Below are 17,088 nucleotides of genomic sequence, written 5' to 3'. Positions count from 1 at the left end.
CAGCGAGCGGGTCGCATTTGAGACAAGGTGACGTGAAACGAAAGGGCGCTGACCTTCTGGTCGCGCCCTTGAAGTTGAACGTCAGATTGTCCAAATGCGGCCCGCGCAGCGTCGACCGGTTACGGCGTTTGTAAAACGCCGTAACCTACAAGATGAGCATCGCGTCGCCAAAGCTGAAGAAGCGGTAACGTTCTTCGATAGCGGCGGCGTAGGCATCCATGATCTGGTCGCGGGTGGCAAGCGCGCTTACGAGCATCATGAGCGTGGAGCGCGGCACATGGAAGTTCGTGATCAGCGCGTCGACCACGTGATAGGTCGAGCCGGGCATGAGGTAGAGCTGCGTCGTGGCGTTCTCGCGTACCACAATGTCACCGCGGCCAAGCGTATCGGCCCCGTCCTCGCGACCCTCAAAATAGCGCGCCGTCACGGCCGGATCGGACACCGGTGCCTCAGCGTCAAAGGCGCTTTCGAGCGAGCGCACCGCGGTGGTGCCGACGGCGATCACACGATGACCCTCGGCCTTGGCCTTATGCACGGCGTCGACAACCTCCTGCGACACGTGATAGCGCTCGGTGTGCATGACGTGCTGCGTGGGGTCGTCCTCCTCCACCAGACGGAAGGTATCGATACCCACCTCGAGCTCGACGGCGGCAAACTTCGCACCCTTGGCCTCAATAGCAGCCATGAGCTCAGGAGTAAAATGCAGACCCGCCGTAGGAGCGGCAGCCGAATGCTCCTCCTTCATGGCGTACACGGTCTGATATTTCTCGGGATCACCCTCGTAATCGGTAATGTAGGGCGGCAGCGGCACGTGGCCGGCAGCATGGATGGCCTCGTCGAGCGTGCGCGGATCGCCGGCGGCGTTGCAACCGGCCGGCTCAAAGCGCACCAGACGGCCACCGCGGCTATCGGTGACAAAGTCGACGACCTCGGCCGTCAGCACTACGGGAGCCCCCTCGGGCGCATGGGCGCCGCCCGCACGATACTCAATCTGAGCACCGGGCTTCAGGCGCTTGCCCGGCTTGACCAGGCACTCCCAAACGTGACCCAGCGGGTCAACATCCTCGCGGCGCTTGAGCAGCAGCGTCTCGACCACGCCGCCCGAGCCCGTCTTGCGGCCAATCAGGCGAGCCGGCATCACGCGCGTCTGGTTGATGACGAGCACGTCGCCCGGCTCGATATAGTCGATGATGTCACGGAAGATGCGGTGCTCGACGGTGCCGCCATGCTCTAGCGGCGTTCCTGTCTCGGAGCCTTTGCGATCAACCACCAGCAGGCGGCAGGAGTCGCGCGGCTCGGCAGGCGCCTGGGCGATGAGCTCTTCGGGCAGGTTATAGTCAAAATCATCGGTACGCATAGACACGTCGGATTCTCCTTATATAGCTAAAGTCCGCTCTACATCCTAGCAGGCTGACGTCCCAAGTGAACTACTTTTTGGCGGCTTTGCGCTCGTCGCGGATGCGGGCGCGGTCCATGGCCGCCTCGACAGCCGAGAAGCGGCAACCACAGTAGTTCTGCCGATACATGCCAAGCTCGCGCGAACGGCGTGTCGCCTCGGGGTAATACGGGCGAAAATCGCGAATCACCGGGGTGAGCCCATGTGCCGCCGCCAAGCGCTCAAGCACGTCATTGCAGGTATCGAACAGCTGGTACGGCGAGACGGCGAGCGTCGTGCCCACAAACTCAAACCCGCGCTCCTGGGCCACGCGGCACGCCTCGGCCAAGCGCAGGGCATAGCACGCGCGACAGCGACGAGGCCGATCGGCACCCAGCGGTGCCACGCCGGTCTCCCAGCGATCGCGGTCCTCCCCTGCCTCGATGAGCTCGATGTCGCCATCGGCACACCACCGGCGCAGCTCGTCCAGGCGGCGCTGCCATTCATCGCGCGGTTGAATATTGGGATTGGTCCAGCAAATCGTGGGCTCAAACCCCTCCTCGCGCAGCAGGCGAACCGGCTCAAGCGAGCATGGTGCACAGCACGCATGCAGCAACAACGACTTCATCGACATCTCCTCACCCAAAAAAGCGCACGCCAAAGGACGTATCCTCGCAGGCGACAATGCGGCGGTCGCGCAAAATGGTCCGCACGTAATACCAGTCGCCTACACAGCCCGACAAATGCAAGCCGGCAGCCAGATAGCACAGCAGCGGATAGCCCGAAAACGCAAACCCCAGGGCAAACGCTGTCGTCACAACAACCGTCGGCGCCAGGCAAATCGCCATATACCGCCGGCGCGAATACGCAATCCCCTCGGCGCAGGCATAAATCATGCACGTCTCACGGTTCGCTCCAAAAGTCACGTGCGCACCCGCGGGCGCAAACAACTTAAAGAACGCTGCATGCACCAGCTCGTGCACGGCAAATGACGCCGCAGAAACCGCAGCCAAGCCGACTATCCAGCCCACGACAGCCATCCAGCCGCCCGCGTCAGCCGCATCCAAGTCTGCAGGCCCGCCCAGCAGCATAAACACCGGCACCAGGCACACGGCAAACACGCCGACTACGACCATCCCCCACACGAAGCAAGCGTGCAGAAAATCCTCGTCCTCAAACGCATGTATGTTGGAAATCTCATTCATAGCATCTTAGGATAGCGCCCCTGCCACGCACCCGCCCGCATGTGCGATAATGTCGAACGATATGCACGAATTGACCACCGCGCCGCCGAGCCCCGCGCCCGGCCGCGCCCTCACCATATGCGAAGGAGTCCCATGGCATCCAAATACTCCATGAACGACCGTCCCAGCTGGCCTCGCCGCGCCATCGTTACCGCCGGCGAGCCCTACGGCAACAAGGGCCTTCACTTTGGCCACGTTGGCGGCGTCTTTGTCCCTGCCGACTTCTTCGCCCGCTTCCTGCGCGACCGCCTGGGCCGCGAGAACGTCATCTTCACCTCGGGCACCGACTGCTATGGCTCGCCCATCATGGAGAGCTACCGCAAGCTCAAAGAGAACGAGGGCTACGACAAGTCCATTAGCGAGTATGTCGAGTCCAATCACTCCCGCCAGGCCGCGACCCTCAACAACTACAACATCAGCTGCGACATCTACGGCGGCTCGGGCCTTGAGCCGGCTGCGCAGATTCACAACGAGGTGACCGCCGAGATTATCAAGCGCCTGCACGAGCAGGGCACCATCTCAAAGCGCTCCACGTTGCAGTTCTACGACGCCAAGGCCGGTACGTTCCTCAACGGCCGCCAGGTGATCGGCCGCTGCCCCATCCAGGGCTGCAAGTCCGAGAAGGCTTATGCCGACGAGTGCGATCTGGGTCACCAGTTTGAGCCCGAGGAGCTCATCGCGCCCAAGAGCCAGCTCACTGGCGAGGTACCCGAGCTGCGCCCGGTAGACAACCTCTACTTCGACCTGCCAGCCTACCTCGACTTTATGAAGACCTATACCGCCAAGCTCGCCCAGAACCCGCAGGTTCGCTCCGTGGTCTCCAAGACTATGGAGGAGTGGCTGCTGCCGGCCCAGCTCTACATCCAGAACAAGTTCCGCGAGGCCTTCGATGCCGTCGAGGATCAGCTTCCTGAGCACACCGTGCTGGAGCCCGAGGGCAACAAGAGCAGCTTTACCGTCACCTTCCCCAGCTGGAAGGAGCGCGACGATGCCCACGCAGTGCTCGCCAACGGTGGCGTGCGCTTCCGCAGCGGCAAGGCGCTCGTGCCCTTCCGCATCACCGGCAACATCGACTGGGGCGTTCCGGTGCCCGAGGTCGATGGCGTCTCCGACGTCACCTGCTGGTGCTGGCCCGAGAGCCTGTGGGCGCCCATCAGCTATACGCGTACCGTGCTCGCGCGCGATGCCAAGGCCGCCGGCGTGACCGAGGGCGTCGCCGCCCAGGATGCCGCCCTCATGGGCGAGCCCGCTGCCGACTCCACGCAGGTGCCCGCACCCACCTACCAGCACAGCTCGCTCGACTGGCGCGACTGGTGGTGCTCTGACGACGCGCAGATCTACCAGTTCATCGGCCAGGACAACATCTACTTCTACTGCATCGCGCAGACCGCCATGTGGGAGGCCCTGGGTTGGGACCTTACGCAGAGCACCGTCAGCGCCTGCTATCACCTGCTCTACATGGGCAAAAAGGCGAGCTCGTCCTCGCAGACGCCTCCCCCGCCGGCAGACGACCTGCTCAACCACTACACCTGCGAGCAGATGCGCGCGCATTGGCTGTCGCTCGGCCTGTCCGAAAAGCCAGTGAGCTTTAGCCCTAAGGCATACGACACGCGTGTGACCGGCAAGGACAAGGACGGCAACGAGGTGCGCGCCTGCGACGACAAGCGCGTTATCGACCCGGCCCTTAAGGAGAGTGCGCTGCTGACCGGCGTGTTCAACCGTCTGGCCCGCAGCTGCTTCTACGGCGTCGCCGTCAAGGAAGGCGACGAGAGCCCCTACCGCAACGGCTGCATCCCCGCCGGTGCCGCCTCTGCCGCCGTGGTCGAGGCTGCCGAGCAGGCAGCTCTCGCCTTTGAGCAGGCCATGTACAAGTTCGAGACGCACCGCGCGCTTGCCGTGTGCGACGACTACCTGCGCGCCGCCAACAAGCGCTGGAGCGACGCCTCCAAGGCCGCCAACAAGCTCGAGGGCGAGCCAGCCAACGCCGCCATGACGCAGGCCCTGGTCGACGCCTTTACCGAGCTGCGCGTGGCGACCGTGCTCATGCACGGTATTGTGCCGGCCGGCTGCGAGCTCATCTGCGAGTACTTCGACGTCGACCCGGTCGCGTTCTTTAGCTGGGATAACATCTTTGCCTCCACGGACGAGTTTGTGGAGAGCCTGGGCGAGAAGCCCGGCGAGCACCGCGTGAAGCCGCTGCCCCCGCGCTTCGACTTCTTCAGCAAGCACGAGAGCCAGTACTAGGCAAACGCAACGCGCCCGGGAATGATTATTCTGGGACGGGGATTAAAAAATCATTCCCGGGCGCCACAAACTAGTCTTTTTGGGACGGGGATCATTAAATGATTTTTTAATCCCGTCCCAGAATAATCATTTAGGTGGAAGGAAAGACGGATGTCCAAGCCGCGTCGTCGTAAGCAGAAAAAGCAGGTCAAGGCCGAGCTCAAGCTCAGGCAGTTTGCCGCTACCGAGCTTTCCGACCAGCTTGCCGCCCTTCCCTGCGCCGCTGACCTGCCGCGCTTTATGGTCGACACGGTTGCCGGCGCCTATACTCCCGCCGATGCCGAGCTCATGATCGAGGGCTTTGGCGCCGCAGCCACGCGCCCGGTCACGCTGCGCGCCAACACGCTCAAGGCGACCGCCGAGGACATCACTGCGGCGCTCGATGCCGCCGGCATCGCACACCAAACCGTTACCTGGTATCCGGACGCCTTTATCCTGCCCGAGGCCCAGGTTTCCGATCTGTGGGATCTCGACATCTACCGCGACGGCAAGATCTACCTACAGAGCCTGTCGTCCATGATGCCGCCTTTGGTGTTGGGCGCCCAGGCAGGCGAGGACATCCTAGACATGTGCGCAGCCCCTGGCGGCAAGACGACGCAGATCACCGCCCTCACCCAGGGCCAGGCGCACCTCACAGCCTGCGAGATGAGCATTCCCCGCGCCGAAAAGCTCGAGTCAAACCTCCATCGCCAGGGTGCCAAAAACGTGCCCGTCATGCGCATCGACGCACGCGAGCTCGACGAGTTCTTCTGCTTTGACCGCATCCTGCTCGACGCTCCTTGCACCGGCACAGGCACCGTCATCAGCGGCAACGAGAAAAGCCTGCGCGGCCTGACCGAGCAGCTGCTGAGCAAGTGCGCGCGCTCGCAGCGAGCACTTCTGGACCGCGCCATGGGAGCCCTCAAACCGGGCGGCACGCTCGTCTATTCGACTTGTTCGATCTTGCCACAGGAAAACGAGGACGCCCTGCAAGAAGCCCTCGACAAGCACATGGACTGCGAGCTTATCCCCCTCGACGGCACGCCAAGCGAAAGTGAAGCACGCCGCGCCCAGGAAGCTGGTGAGGAGCCGCGCATCGAGTCCAACGCCCTGACCGAGGCAATCGCCGCGGGTCAGGTATCGGCCATCGCCAACGGCCTGCCCGGCACGCTGACCATTCCGCCTAGCCGCGACTTTGAGGGCTTCTACATTGCCCTGATCCGAAAACGCAGCTAGCGCACGAATCCAAAACTCAACAAGCTATCTCTGTGCGCGTTTGCCCTGCTGGTCGCGATGCTGTTTAAGCATCGCGCGCTCTTTGCGTTCGGCCCTTTTGCCCTTAATGGCCGTGACCACAAAGTAGATGACCGCGGCGGCAACGATTGCGCCCACACACAGGCCAATCGAGCCAAACATTGCTGTCAATTCCATACCGCGTCACCTCTCTTTTTAACGGGACTTTCAAGATAGCACCTCGATACCCGCCACCACAGCTCCTTCACGTTCACCGGCCTTTCGGTCTAACGGATGGCGCGGCGGGGAAAAATCAACTCGTCAAACGATTTAGCATTCGCAATTCCGGCTGCATCGCGCCGGCCACCATCGCATAGAATCGAGCCTCCATGGATACCCTCAACGATCTAAATGAGCGCGTCGACGCCTTCGTCGGCACCAGCTCCTTCGACACGCCTGCCGCGGCAAACGACCAAGCTCCCATCGATGTGCCCGCCGAGGTTCACGAGGACATCGTAGCCTCGGTCGATTTCTCCGAGGTCGAGCTCGCAGACGAGTTCACCGAGCCCCAGGTAGCCGTCACGCCCAACGGCCTGCTCCCTATGGAGCCCCTGCCCATCGACGGACGCCTGCGCAAGGCGGCCCTCCGCATGCCCGACGAGATCGAGGAGGCCAGCGGCTTTACGCTCTTTGGCCGCCGTATCAAGTCACTCATTTACACCACCGATGTCGCGGTTATCCGCAACTCCAACGCCGATGCCGTCTTTGCGGTCTACCCTTTCACGCCGCAGCCCGCCATTACACAAGCGCTGCTGACCGTCGCCGAGTGCCCGGTCTTTGTAGGCGTGGGCGGCGGAACTACGACCGGTAAGCGCTCCGTGCAGATGGCAGCCGTCTCCGAGATGCAGGGCGCGGCGGGCTGCGTGGTCAACTCCCCCGCTACTGCCGAGATGGTAGAGCACATCACCAACATCGCCGACATCCCCGTCATCGCCACGGTCGTTCGCTGCGACGAAGATGCCCACGCCAAGGTGCGCGCCGGCGCCAAGATTCTCAACATCGCCGCCGGCAAGAACACGCCCCAGGTCCTACGCGAGCTGCGCGAGCACTATCCCAACCTGCCGCTCATCGCGCCGGGCGGCAAGACGCCAGAGAGCATCCGTGAAACCATCGCCGCCGGCGCCAACGCCATCATCTGGACGCCGCCTTCGGCCCAGCAGCTACAGACCGACATGATGCAGCGTTATCGCAAGATGAAGGAAGACGCCACACCTGTCATCTCGCGCGACGACGTGCCCATTATCGACCAGGTCGCCGCCGCCGAGGTCAGCCAAGTCGAGAACATGAATCCCGACGTGCCGATTCCCGACGAAGTCATCGAGCGCGTCGCTTCGATCCACGAGCGCGTCGAGGAGCATCGCGCCAACCGCGGCCTCAAGCCGTCACTGCACGGCTTCTTCTTCCGCGGAAAGAAACGCTAGTAAAACATCTTGGCCCGCCCCACAAACGTGAGGCGGGCCGTTTTCGTTTGAACAATCATGCAGCGATGTGATGGGGCAAATTAATCCACGCGCTTGTCGCCCATAAAGAAGAGCGCCACCGTACCAGGTCCGGTATGCGAGCCAATCAGAGTACCGATGTCATTGATCTCAATCTTGCCTTTAAGCTGCGGAACCTGTTCCTCAATCAGCGCCGCAACTGCCTCGGCATCCTCGCGGCACGCCGAGTGCGACATGATGCACTTACCCGAATAATCCGCACCGTCCTGCACGTGTGCCAACATGGTCTTAGCCATCTCGGAAATCGCGCGCTTCTTAGTGCGAATCTTCTCACGTGGCGACAGCTTACCTTCGCAATCGACCGTCATAAGCGGGCAAATCTTAAGCGCCGTGCCGATGATCGCGCTCGCGGCCGAAATGCGACCGCCGCGCAGGTAGCTCGACAGATCGGTCGAGAAGAACCAGTGGTGCAGGTTGAGTTTGTGCTCCTCGATCCAGGCAGCCGTCTCGTCGAGTGAAGCCCCGCTATCGCGCACGTCGGCGGCATATTCCAGCAACAGGCCAAAGCCCGAAGACGCCGCCAGCGAATCGACGACGCGCACCTTGCCGCCCCGGGGATAGCGATCCGCGAGCATCTGCGCCGCAACGCAGGCCGATCCGTACGTGCCCGAAATGCCCGACGACAACGTCAGGTGCAGCACGTCTTTACCCTCGGCAACAAACGGCTCCCAAAACTCCTCGTACTCACCCACGCTCACCTGAGACGTCTTGGGCATGGCGCCCGCCGCAATCTGGGCAAAAAACTTGTCCGGCGTAATCGACTGATACAGATCGTCCGTATAGACAACATCGTCGATCTCGTAATGAAAACACACGACAGGGATATTGCGCGACGCAAAGAACTCACGAGTTCGGTCGGCGGCGGATTCACAGGTCAGGACAAAATCACTCATATGAGGCTCCTTACTCATTGCTGCGCAAATTATCGCACAGTGAGCCTACATACGGTACATATGTCCACTATTTACCAAATCGAACCAAAAATAGCGAACATCTTTACCACCATCGTCTCCACCGGCCCCACGCATAAATATCTGAGAAAACACCCTCTGTCGTCTCCACTCAACCGCCATATCTACCTCAACTAAATCGATTTACCAAACCGTTCAGCCGACAATTCGGCCGCTGGCGCAAAATCGAAACAAAAGCGGCGCATACTGATAAACGTTTGACGCTGTTTATCAGTTTTACCAGCTCCATCGGAAGGTGCTTCATGGTCGCATTCGATCGCAACCCGCAAGACTTCAAGTATCTGCGCCTGCTGTCGAGACAGTTCCCCACCGAACAATCCGCGTTTACCGAAATTATCAACCTCTCGGCCATCCTCAACCTGCCCAAGGGCACCGAGCATTTTATGAGCGACGTGCATGGCGAGTACGAAGCCTTTATGCACATCCTCAACAACTGCTCGGGCGTCGTGCGCGAGCATGTCGACGAGATTTTTGGCGACACGCTCTCCTTTGACGAAAAGGGCGAGCTGTGCACGCTCATCTACTACCCGCGCGAGAAGATCGAGCTGGTCCGCAGCCAGCGCGAGGACTCGCCAACCTGGTACAAGACGATGCTTGACCAGCTCATCATGGTCGCACGCTCGCTTTCGAGCCGCTACACGCGCTCCAAGGTGCGTAAGGCCATCCCGCGCGATTACGCCTACATCATCGACGAGTTGTTGCACACGCACCCGGACGAGAACAACTATCGCGTGCGCTATCACGAGCGCATCGTGGAGTCCATCCTGGAGACCGCCAGCGCCGACGACTTTATCGAGTCGCTCGCCTCACTCATCAAGCGCCTGGCCGTCGACCACCTGCACCTGGTGGGCGATATCTTCGACCGCGGCGGCGGCGCGGCCAAGATTATGGACCGTCTGCTCACCTACCATTCGCTCGACATCCAGTGGGGCAACCACGACCTGCTGTGGATGGGTGCTGCGGCCGGTGAGCCCGCCTGCATCGCCACGGTGTTGCGCAACAACCTACGCTACGACAATTACGAGATCCTTGAGAACGATTACGGTATCTCGCTGCGTGAGCTTGTCGCCTTTGCCGATGCTACCTACACCGCCGGTGAGTCCATCACCCCGCTGATCAAGGCCATCAACGTACTGCTCTTTAAGCTCGAGGGCCAGATTATCCAGCGCCACCCCGAGTTCGATATGACCGACCGCCTGTTACTCGACAAGATCGATCACGACACCGGCACGGTCACGCTCGCCGACGGCAGCGTGTGGCCGCTCACGACCAACGACTTCCCCACCGTCGACCCGGCGGACCCCTATACGCTCACGTCTCAGGAGCAGCACATCATCGACAAGCTCGTATCCGAGTTTGTCACCGCCGATCACCTGCATCGCCATATCGATTTCCTCTATTCCCATGGCTCGATGTACAAGGTCGCCAACGGCAACCTACTCTTCCACGGCTGCGTTCCGCTCAACGAAGACGGCACCTTTAGCAGCATGAACTGCTTGGGCACCTGGCACGCTGGCCGCGATTATCTCGATTTTTGCGACCACATCGCCCGCCGCGCCTGGCGCGTGGGCGACCGCGACGCCCTCGACTGGATGTGGTACCTGTGGATTGGCTTTAACTCGCCCGCCAGTGGACGCCTGGTGCGTACCTTTGAGCGCGCCTATATCGCCGATAAGAGCACCTGGGTCGAGCCGATGGATCCGTACTTTACGCTTACCAAGTCGCCCTCGGTCTGCGATGACATCATGCGCGAGTTTGGCGTCGCGCCCATGGCATGTTCACCGACCGGCCACATCATCAACGGCCACACGCCCGTTAAAACCACCAAGGGCGAGCAGCCCATCCGCGCCGAGGGCAAGCTGCTGGTCATCGATGGCGGCTTCTGCCGCGCTTACCATCCCAAGACGGGTATCGCCGGCTACACGCTTATCTCGAGCTCACGCGGCTGCCGCCTCAAGTCGCACCAGGCCTTTACGACGGTTGCCGAGGCGCTCACGCGCAACGTGGACATCGAAAGCGAGACCAACCGTTTTGACCAAGCAGACCGTCGCCGCATGGTGAGCGACACCGATACTGGCGCCAAGATCCGCGGCCAGATCCAGGACCTGCGCCAGCTGCTCGATGCATATAGAAACGGTGCTATCGAGGAGCGCGCCTAGCCCCGCCTGCAGGGATTGGCTAAACTTGCTGAGTTTGTCATCCCCACGGCGCTTTTCGGCGCCAGCTTAAGGCAGGTACCATGCAAAAGCTCCTTGCGCAGATCATGAAATTTGGCGTCCTCGGCGTCATTGCCACGGTTATCGACTTTGGCATTATGAATCTGCTCCACTACGGTCTGGGCCTCAACATCCTAATCGCCAACACCAGCGGCTTTATCATCTCACTCATCTTTAACTACCTCGCAAGCATGAAGTACGTGTTTGCGCACAAGGAAGGCATGAGCCGCCGCCGCGAGTTCATCATCTTTGTCGTGCTGTCAGTGATCGGCCTGGCACTCAACGACGGTATCGTGCTGACACTCAACGCCGGTCTGGGGCTCGAGGCCAATATCGCCAAGATCTGCGCCACCGCGCTTGTCATGGTCTACAACTTTGTGACCCGAAAGGTCTTCCTGGAGGGCGACGAGACCAAGTAACTCGCAACCCTACGGCCTTACGATGCCCACGGATGACGCGCGTCGAGCGCTGCGTTGTTCGTGAGCTTTGCTCGTTTACGGGAAGATTTGCAACGTTTGCGGATTACCTCTTGAATATTTGGCGAGTTCGTATAGTTCTTTCCAAAGACCTTACGTTTCCCTTGCAAAAGCTCTAAAGTATCCTCTGCTCGATTCATCAACGCATTGGATGTGATTACGTGCGCAAGGCACTGGCACAACCTCATACCAAGCAGTTCCTCAAGTTCGCCGTCGTGGGTCTTATCTCCTTTGGCATCGACTGGGGCATGCTCATTGCGCTCGTCGAGCTGTTCCACCTCGACTTTTTGATGAGCACGACGGTCTCGTTTACCACGTCCGTCGTGGTCAACTACTGGCTCAGCATGAAGTACGTGTTCGACCATCGCGAGGGCATGAGCCGCAAGCGCGAGTTCACGATCTTCACCATCCTGTCGGTAATCGGTCTGGGCCTCAACGACCTGTACATGTTTGTGGGCGTCACGTTTTTGAGCATCGGCTACCAGGCCATGAAGGCCATCGCAACGTTCCTCGTCACCTGGTACAACTACTTCAGCCGCCGCTTCTTCCTCGAGGGCGCACGGTCGTAGTCGATTCACTATTTGCCTGAATGTATAACCGGTTGGAATTCCCGTTCCAACCGGTTTTTTGTTTGCCGAGAGACCCAGCGGCCAGTCCCATTCGCATGAAAAACGGGCGGTCCGGATGTTGGTCCGAACCGCCCGTTTGATGCAATATGTCGAGGCTCCTAGCCTGTCACGTAATACCAGACCACGCTGTCGCCATTGGAGAGAACGTAGTTACTGCAGGCCGTCATGGGCGTTGTGCCGTTGACGGAGTACATCCAGCCGCTCGTGCCGCCGTGCTGTTTCTCGGCCAAACCACCAATCGCGGAGACATACGTGCCGTACGACGAGCCATGTGCGTTGACAGAAAGGCCCAGCGCGCACAGGGCATCGTAGACGGTAGCGCCTTCGTTAAAGGTAAAGGTGCCACCAGAGGACACAGGATTGCCCACGGCGCTCGATGTGACCGAAACCGTCACCGTTACGTAGCTAGGCTGCTGCGAGCTGCCCTGGTCGCCAGTAGAGGCGTTGCCGTTATCGGGGGCAGAAGATGCCCCGCTGGATGAGGAGGAGGCGCCAGGCGTAGAGCCGGCCCCGCCAGAAGAAGTCGAGTTCTGAGAAGTCGACTGATTGCCGTCGGTCTTTTTATTGCTGTTCTTCTCTCCAGACTTCTTGCCATCCTTGTCTTCGGACTTTTTGCTATCCGAGCCCTTGTTTGATTCCTTGTCCGAAGACTCGGACTCCTTCTTAGAGTCAGATTTATCCGAACCCTTAGACTCGTCGTTCGACCCATCCGAAGATTTGGAATCCTTGGACCCAGCTTTACCCGAAGCGGCGGTCGAGCCAGACCCCTTGGTGTCCTTGGTGACGACGCTCTCCCCCGTCACGGTCTGAATGATCCAGTCAATGGACCAGGCGCCGCTCTCGGAAGGATGGACGAAGCCCAACGAGACGACGATCAGAATGATGCACGCGGCAGTCAGAACGCCGAGGAGCGCCTTGCGACGAGGGGCGGACGCCGCCGAAGCGGCGCCCTTTTGCTTTGGGTCATCGAGCTGGATAAACGAGGAGTCGGGCTGTTGCCCGTTGGTCTCCTTGGGCTTATCGAGCATTACCGTCACCCTTGCCGCGCTTGGTCAGCACGAAGACGGCGATGAGCGCAAGGCCAATCACGCCGGCGGCGATGCCAACGATGGCGAGCGGGTTGGTGCCAGTCTCCTGCTCGGAAGTACTAGAGGACTTCTTAGCAGTGGTCGTGGAAGCAGCACCCGTATCGGACTTGGAATCGGACTTCTTGTCGGACTTGCTGTCCTTCTTGTCAGACTTCTTCTCGTCCTTCTTATCGGACTTATCGGAGTCCTTCTTGTTGGACTTGTTGCCCTTGGTCTCGGTCTTGGTCGACACCGTCGTCTTGGTCACCGGCTTCTGGCCCGGGGCAATAGCGCCGCCCTTCGAGCCGGAGCCAGAACCCGCGCCAGCGCCAGCGCTGGAACCAGTACCGGTACCAGAACCGTCGCCGCCATTCGAACCAGTGCCGCCATTACCGCCAGGGTTAACAGCATTCTTGGTCCACTTGGCATACAGCGTCAGGTCGGCCGTTACCGGCGTACTGAAGTCATACGCCTGCGTGCAAGCCTCATCGGTATACCAACCGCCGAAAGTGTAGCCATCGCGCGTCGGATCGGCCGGCTTGACCAGCTTGCCATCGGCCGTAGCAACAAACTTAGTGTCGCAAGCAGACCCGCCGTTGGAATTAAAGGCAACCGTCCAAGACTCAACGGCCCCAAGCTTGAACAGCGTGCCCGAATCATTGATGTAGTACAGGTTGCCAGATGCATCGGCAATGACCGGAGAGTCACAGTACTGGTAATGGCCAGCCGCATCATAAATCTGTGTCGCCTCTGCGTCGCCAAGCGTATAGCGGTACACGCCGCCACCAGCAGAGTAGTTGACGTAATCCTTGCAATCCGCGCTGTTAACGGTGAAGTACACATGGGTCTTGCCGCCCTGAACACTCACCAGCGGAGTAGCGGCAATACCGTTAAATCCGGCCGGTAGTTCTTTACCGTCGGCAGCGGTGACCATCGTGGCCTTACCGGTCTTCAGATTATAGAGAACCAGAGCAGATCCAGTAGCCGTCTGCCCACCGACAATCAAGTTGTCGACAGACACCGCCGGGGCGCTCATGTTATTCGTAAGACCCAGGTCGACCGTCTTCTGCTCGCTCAGCACGCCCTTCGCCGAAAGCGAAATCACATGGAGCTTTCCGTCGTGCGTCATCTGATAGAAGGTCGAGCCATTGGACGGATCGGCGACGCAGTCAGCGTTCGCAAAGGCGCCGAGCTTCATGGTCGAAACGACATCACCCGTTGCCTTATCAATGCACTTAAGCGTACCTGCGCTCGTGGGGACGATGGCGTACTTATCCGTCAGGGCAGCGCCAGTCCAATAATAGCCCTCAGCTGCGTCGATGTTCTGCCAAGAGACTTCACCTGTGGAGATCTTGATGCGCGTAAAGGAACCGTTGACGTATTTCTTCCCATCAGCCGTGCCTACATAGACGTACTCGCCGTCCGAAACGACGGTGCAGGAGCTCTGCGTCAAGTCCGTCAAACCAGGCGTCAGCCACTTGCAGATCAGCTTGTCTGCAGTAATCGCCTGGACCGCACCGCCGTTGAGCGGAACGATGATAAGGCCATTGGTATAGATCGGACGAGAGGTATAGCTCACCTTGGAGGCAAGCGGCGCAGAGGCAACCTTTTTGCCCGTGGACGAATCGATCTTAATGAGCTCGTTCTCGGTCGCGATGTACACAAAACCGTTAGCAATGACAGGCTCGCTGCAGTTGGCATACTGCTGGCCAGACTCGGCCTTCCAATCGAAGGCCCACTTAAGACCGGCGGCCTGCGCAGGCGTCTTGGAATCCGTTGCGGTCGAACCGTTGCCACTGTTGCCGTAGCCGGCCCACTCGGCATCCCAATCAGGAGTCGTCGCGCTCGGGTCCACGACAATCTTGTCGGGATCGGGCATGGCCGAATCGTCGGTGGTATAGGCAAGCGTAACCTTATCGCCGCTCTTGAGCGTAATCTGATTGGCGCAGAGTAAGGAGGGCTCTCCGTTGATATACAGGTACCAATATTTATTGGTCGCAGCATCCCAGGCATACGGCTTGTGATCGAACGGCGAGTTGATGGAATTGAGGAACCAGTACTCACCACTCTGGGAGCCGTTGTACGTAACGCCCTTGGCCTTCAGGACCGTCTCAATAAGGTTCTGAGCCGTAGAGCCCTCGGGCAGGGAAACATTGCTTGCCGAGCCCCAGCGAGTATTGTTGCCGTTGACATCGGGACCGATAACATCGACAGACCCAAGAACCTGGCCAGGAAGGGCATCGGCGTCAGCACCATACATAAAGGTGACGGCATCGCCCTCTTGGAGCTCATAGGCACCGGCGCCAACGTCGGCGAACTTGCCATTTACGTAGAAGCGCCAATAGCTATTAGTCGCAGCATCCCAGCCATAGGACTTACTATCGAACGGTGAAGTAATGCCGTTGAGGAACCAACCCCAAGACGATTCGCCAGCATCGAGAGTAAGACCGGTCTGCTCAAGGAGATCCTTGGCAGTAGAGCCCGCCTTGAGACTCGTCTGGCCCGTCGAAGCCCAAACCTGCTGCTTGCCGTCCTTGTCCTTACCGAGGACCTGAACGGAAGCATGGACGGAATCGGACGGCAACTGGTCGCCCCAGCCACCGTAGAACCACGTAACGGTATCACCAGCATGAATGGTGACATTGTCTGCCGTGTAGTCGCTCGACTTGCCGTTGATGAACAGCTGCCAATAGGTCGAATAATCGAACGGCGTACCCAGCTCAACACCGTTGTACTTAAGGCTCAGAATGAAGGAGCCCGCAGCAACGGCGTCGATGCCATTCGCCTCGAGCGCGACCTTCGTAAGGTCAAGTGCGTTCGAGCCGGACGTCACCACATACTGCGCGTTATCGACCCAAGTCTGAGTCTTGCCCTGGGCATCGCGACCAATGACGGTCACATTCGCAGCAAGCTGGTCCTTAACGACAGGGGATGCGCTACCACCCGTAAAGGCAAGCTCAATCTTCTGCCCCGGGGCGAGCTTAACGCTGCTCGCGCCAACCGAGGAAGACACGCCGTCGACGAACAGCTGCCAGAAGGCATTAGTCGTCGGATCGTAGGCAAGCGTGCGGCCATCGCTCGGGGACGTGATGCTTTCGAGGTAGAAACCGTATACCGTGTTCGGATCGTACTTCGCCTTGAAGCCCGTCTTCTCCTGCAGCTTAATGAAGGCATCCGCAGCCGTCGCGCCCTCATCGAGCTTGAGCTGCGTAGGTGCCACCCAGGTCTGAGCCTTGCCGTCGGCATCGGTGCCGATAATCGAGAACGAGACCTCGACTTGCTTCTTGGCGACATCGCCGGTTTCTGTCGGGTTCTCTGTCTGGACGGCAGTCGCGGCGGCAGATCCTGCTTGGCCAGCGGATGCCGTCGAAGACTGCTCGCTCGTGGCAGGGCTCTCCCCCGTCGCCGAGCCTTCGTCGCCAGTTGCCGCCTCTGTTGTAGCGGCACTAGCTGCAGGCGCGCTCCCGGAATCCGAAGCCTCGGCGCCGCTCTGCTCAGCGGCACCGCCCGCAAGCGCTGCGTCCTCGCCCGGCGTCGTAGCCTGAGCCACAGCCCCGGCAATGCCCTCGGCGCCCTCGGCCCACAGCTGAGCCGGCGTGGTGCTGAAGGCCATCGCGAAGGCCAGGAATGCCACCAGGCCGCGCTTGGCTACGCCGCGTGCAATTGCGCCACGGCGATGCAACGAGGCGCGCTCGCGCTCGTCCTCAAACATATCCATTTGTCCCCCATTGTCTGTACTTGGAGCGTTGCCTTGCGACTGCCCAACGTCATCGCGCATGTTGCGCTCGAGTTCCCCCATCGGGGTCCCCCTTCCCTCCAGAGCCCTATGCACACCGGCGGCAAAAGCCGCAGCCGCATACAAGACGGGAGGCGATCCGACTTAACCTTAACGACTCGGGCACGTCGTCCGATCTGCGACGCGAGCATCCCGAGCCAAGAGGAATTACGGTTACTGGTACAGCCGGGGACTTGCACCCCGATTCTCCCAAATGCGCAGGATAACCGCGCATTCGTGCGTCTCCGCACCACCATCTAGGCCATCGATTATTACCGTCA

The 17,088-nt window shown here is 60.1% G+C and carries 13 protein-coding genes; 6 read left to right on the top strand and 7 right to left on the bottom strand.

Going from position 1 to position 17,088, the window contains the following annotated elements; genetic code table 11:
• Window positions 1–145: 145 nt before the first annotated feature.
• From queA to FGQ67_RS05260, 3 genes are all read right to left on the bottom strand, one after another.
• A complete protein-coding gene (queA, locus tag FGQ67_RS05270; RefSeq protein WP_138340471.1) occupies window positions 146–1,357 on the bottom strand; it encodes a tRNA preQ1(34) S-adenosylmethionine ribosyltransferase-isomerase QueA in 1,212 nt (403 codons plus the stop codon).
• 70 nt (window positions 1,358–1,427) lie between these two features.
• Window positions 1,428–2,003, bottom strand: a complete 576-nt coding sequence (locus FGQ67_RS05265) for an epoxyqueuosine reductase QueH (RefSeq protein ID WP_138340469.1) — start codon at window positions 2,001–2,003, stop codon at window positions 1,428–1,430.
• Between the two features lie 10 nt (window positions 2,004–2,013).
• Window positions 2,014–2,580: a DUF3267 domain-containing protein gene (locus FGQ67_RS05260; RefSeq protein ID WP_138340468.1), complete on the bottom strand. Its 567-nt coding sequence runs from the start codon at window positions 2,578–2,580 to the stop codon at window positions 2,014–2,016.
• Between the two features lie 132 nt (window positions 2,581–2,712).
• Between FGQ67_RS05260 and FGQ67_RS05255 the strand changes: the two genes are divergently transcribed.
• Both FGQ67_RS05255 and FGQ67_RS05250 read left to right on the top strand, forming a co-directional pair.
• Window positions 2,713–4,863, top strand: coding sequence for a class I tRNA ligase family protein (locus FGQ67_RS05255; protein WP_138340467.1), 2,151 nt, complete (start codon window positions 2,713–2,715; stop codon window positions 4,861–4,863).
• Window positions 4,864–5,013: 150 nt separating this feature from the next.
• Complete coding sequence (locus FGQ67_RS05250; RefSeq protein WP_138340466.1) at window positions 5,014–6,117, top strand: RsmB/NOP family class I SAM-dependent RNA methyltransferase; 1,104 nt, start codon at window positions 5,014–5,016, stop codon at window positions 6,115–6,117.
• Window positions 6,118–6,141: 24 nt separating this feature from the next.
• On the opposite strand, the gene FGQ67_RS10095 is transcribed toward FGQ67_RS05250, so the two are convergent.
• On the bottom strand, window positions 6,142–6,312 hold the full coding sequence (locus tag FGQ67_RS10095) for a hypothetical protein (RefSeq protein WP_006235403.1): 171 nt from the start codon (window positions 6,310–6,312) through the stop codon (window positions 6,142–6,144).
• A gap of 191 nt (window positions 6,313–6,503) precedes the next feature.
• On the opposite strand from FGQ67_RS10095, the gene FGQ67_RS05245 reads away from it, so the two are divergent.
• Window positions 6,504–7,595 (top strand): beta/alpha barrel domain-containing protein, encoded by a 1,092-nt coding sequence (locus FGQ67_RS05245; RefSeq protein ID WP_138340465.1) that lies wholly within the window; start codon window positions 6,504–6,506, stop codon window positions 7,593–7,595.
• Window positions 7,596–7,675: 80 nt separating this feature from the next.
• Here FGQ67_RS05245 and FGQ67_RS05240 read toward each other — a convergent pair whose 3' ends face one another.
• Window positions 7,676–8,566 (bottom strand): DegV family protein, encoded by an 891-nt coding sequence (locus FGQ67_RS05240; protein ID WP_138340464.1) that lies wholly within the window; start codon window positions 8,564–8,566, stop codon window positions 7,676–7,678.
• A 320-nt stretch (window positions 8,567–8,886) separates the two neighbouring features.
• On the opposite strand from FGQ67_RS05240, the gene FGQ67_RS05235 reads away from it, so the two are divergent.
• The 3 genes from FGQ67_RS05235 to FGQ67_RS05225 all read left to right on the top strand — a co-directional run bounded on the left by FGQ67_RS05235 (window position 8,887) and on the right by FGQ67_RS05225 (window position 11,905).
• A complete protein-coding gene (locus FGQ67_RS05235) occupies window positions 8,887–10,803 on the top strand; it encodes a fructose-1,6-bisphosphatase (protein WP_138340463.1) in 1,917 nt (638 codons plus the stop codon).
• Window positions 10,804–10,883: 80 nt separating this feature from the next.
• On the top strand, window positions 10,884–11,279 hold the full coding sequence (locus FGQ67_RS05230) for a GtrA family protein (protein WP_138340462.1): 396 nt from the start codon (window positions 10,884–10,886) through the stop codon (window positions 11,277–11,279).
• Between the two features lie 218 nt (window positions 11,280–11,497).
• Window positions 11,498–11,905: a GtrA family protein gene (locus FGQ67_RS05225; RefSeq protein ID WP_055250894.1), complete on the top strand. Its 408-nt coding sequence runs from the start codon at window positions 11,498–11,500 to the stop codon at window positions 11,903–11,905.
• A 158-nt stretch (window positions 11,906–12,063) separates the two neighbouring features.
• Here FGQ67_RS05225 and FGQ67_RS05220 read toward each other — a convergent pair whose 3' ends face one another.
• Complete coding sequence (locus FGQ67_RS05220) at window positions 12,064–12,993, bottom strand: DUF4430 domain-containing protein (RefSeq protein ID WP_138340461.1); 930 nt, start codon at window positions 12,991–12,993, stop codon at window positions 12,064–12,066.
• The gene (locus FGQ67_RS05215; RefSeq protein ID WP_171025207.1) at window positions 12,983–16,750 is read right to left on the bottom strand and encodes a DUF4430 domain-containing protein; all 3,768 of its coding nucleotides are present in this window, start codon (window positions 16,748–16,750) and stop codon (window positions 12,983–12,985) included. The genes FGQ67_RS05220 and FGQ67_RS05215 overlap by 11 nt, the downstream gene beginning before the upstream one ends.
• Window positions 16,751–17,088: the final 338 nt, after the last annotated feature.

Origin of the sequence: Collinsella aerofaciens, from assembly GCF_005845035.1 — a bacterium.
Lineage (GTDB): Bacteria > Actinomycetota > Coriobacteriia > Coriobacteriales > Coriobacteriaceae > Collinsella > Collinsella aerofaciens_I.
Note: the sequence above shows the minus strand (reverse complement) of the source record. Positions and strands in the feature narration are given on the sequence as shown.

Coding starts and splice junctions, on each gene's coding strand:
- queA (WP_138340471.1), bottom strand. CDS start 1,357: ATGCGTACCGATGATTTTGACTATAACCTGCCCGAAGAGCTCATCGCC.
- FGQ67_RS05265 (WP_138340469.1), bottom strand. CDS start 2,003: ATGAAGTCGTTGTTGCTGCATGCGTGCTGTGCACCATGCTCGCTTGAG.
- FGQ67_RS05260 (WP_138340468.1), bottom strand. CDS start 2,580: ATGAATGAGATTTCCAACATACATGCGTTTGAGGACGAGGATTTTCTG.
- FGQ67_RS05255 (WP_138340467.1), top strand. CDS start 2,713: ATGGCATCCAAATACTCCATGAACGACCGTCCCAGCTGGCCTCGCCGC.
- FGQ67_RS05250 (WP_138340466.1), top strand. CDS start 5,014: ATGTCCAAGCCGCGTCGTCGTAAGCAGAAAAAGCAGGTCAAGGCCGAG.
- FGQ67_RS10095 (WP_006235403.1), bottom strand. CDS start 6,312: ATGGAATTGACAGCAATGTTTGGCTCGATTGGCCTGTGTGTGGGCGCA.
- FGQ67_RS05245 (WP_138340465.1), top strand. CDS start 6,504: ATGGATACCCTCAACGATCTAAATGAGCGCGTCGACGCCTTCGTCGGC.
- FGQ67_RS05240 (WP_138340464.1), bottom strand. CDS start 8,566: ATGAGTGATTTTGTCCTGACCTGTGAATCCGCCGCCGACCGAACTCGT.
- FGQ67_RS05235 (WP_138340463.1), top strand. CDS start 8,887: ATGGTCGCATTCGATCGCAACCCGCAAGACTTCAAGTATCTGCGCCTG.
- FGQ67_RS05230 (WP_138340462.1), top strand. CDS start 10,884: ATGCAAAAGCTCCTTGCGCAGATCATGAAATTTGGCGTCCTCGGCGTC.
- FGQ67_RS05220 (WP_138340461.1), bottom strand. CDS start 12,993: ATGCTCGATAAGCCCAAGGAGACCAACGGGCAACAGCCCGACTCCTCG.
- FGQ67_RS05215 (WP_171025207.1), bottom strand. CDS start 16,750: ATGGATATGTTTGAGGACGAGCGCGAGCGCGCCTCGTTGCATCGCCGT.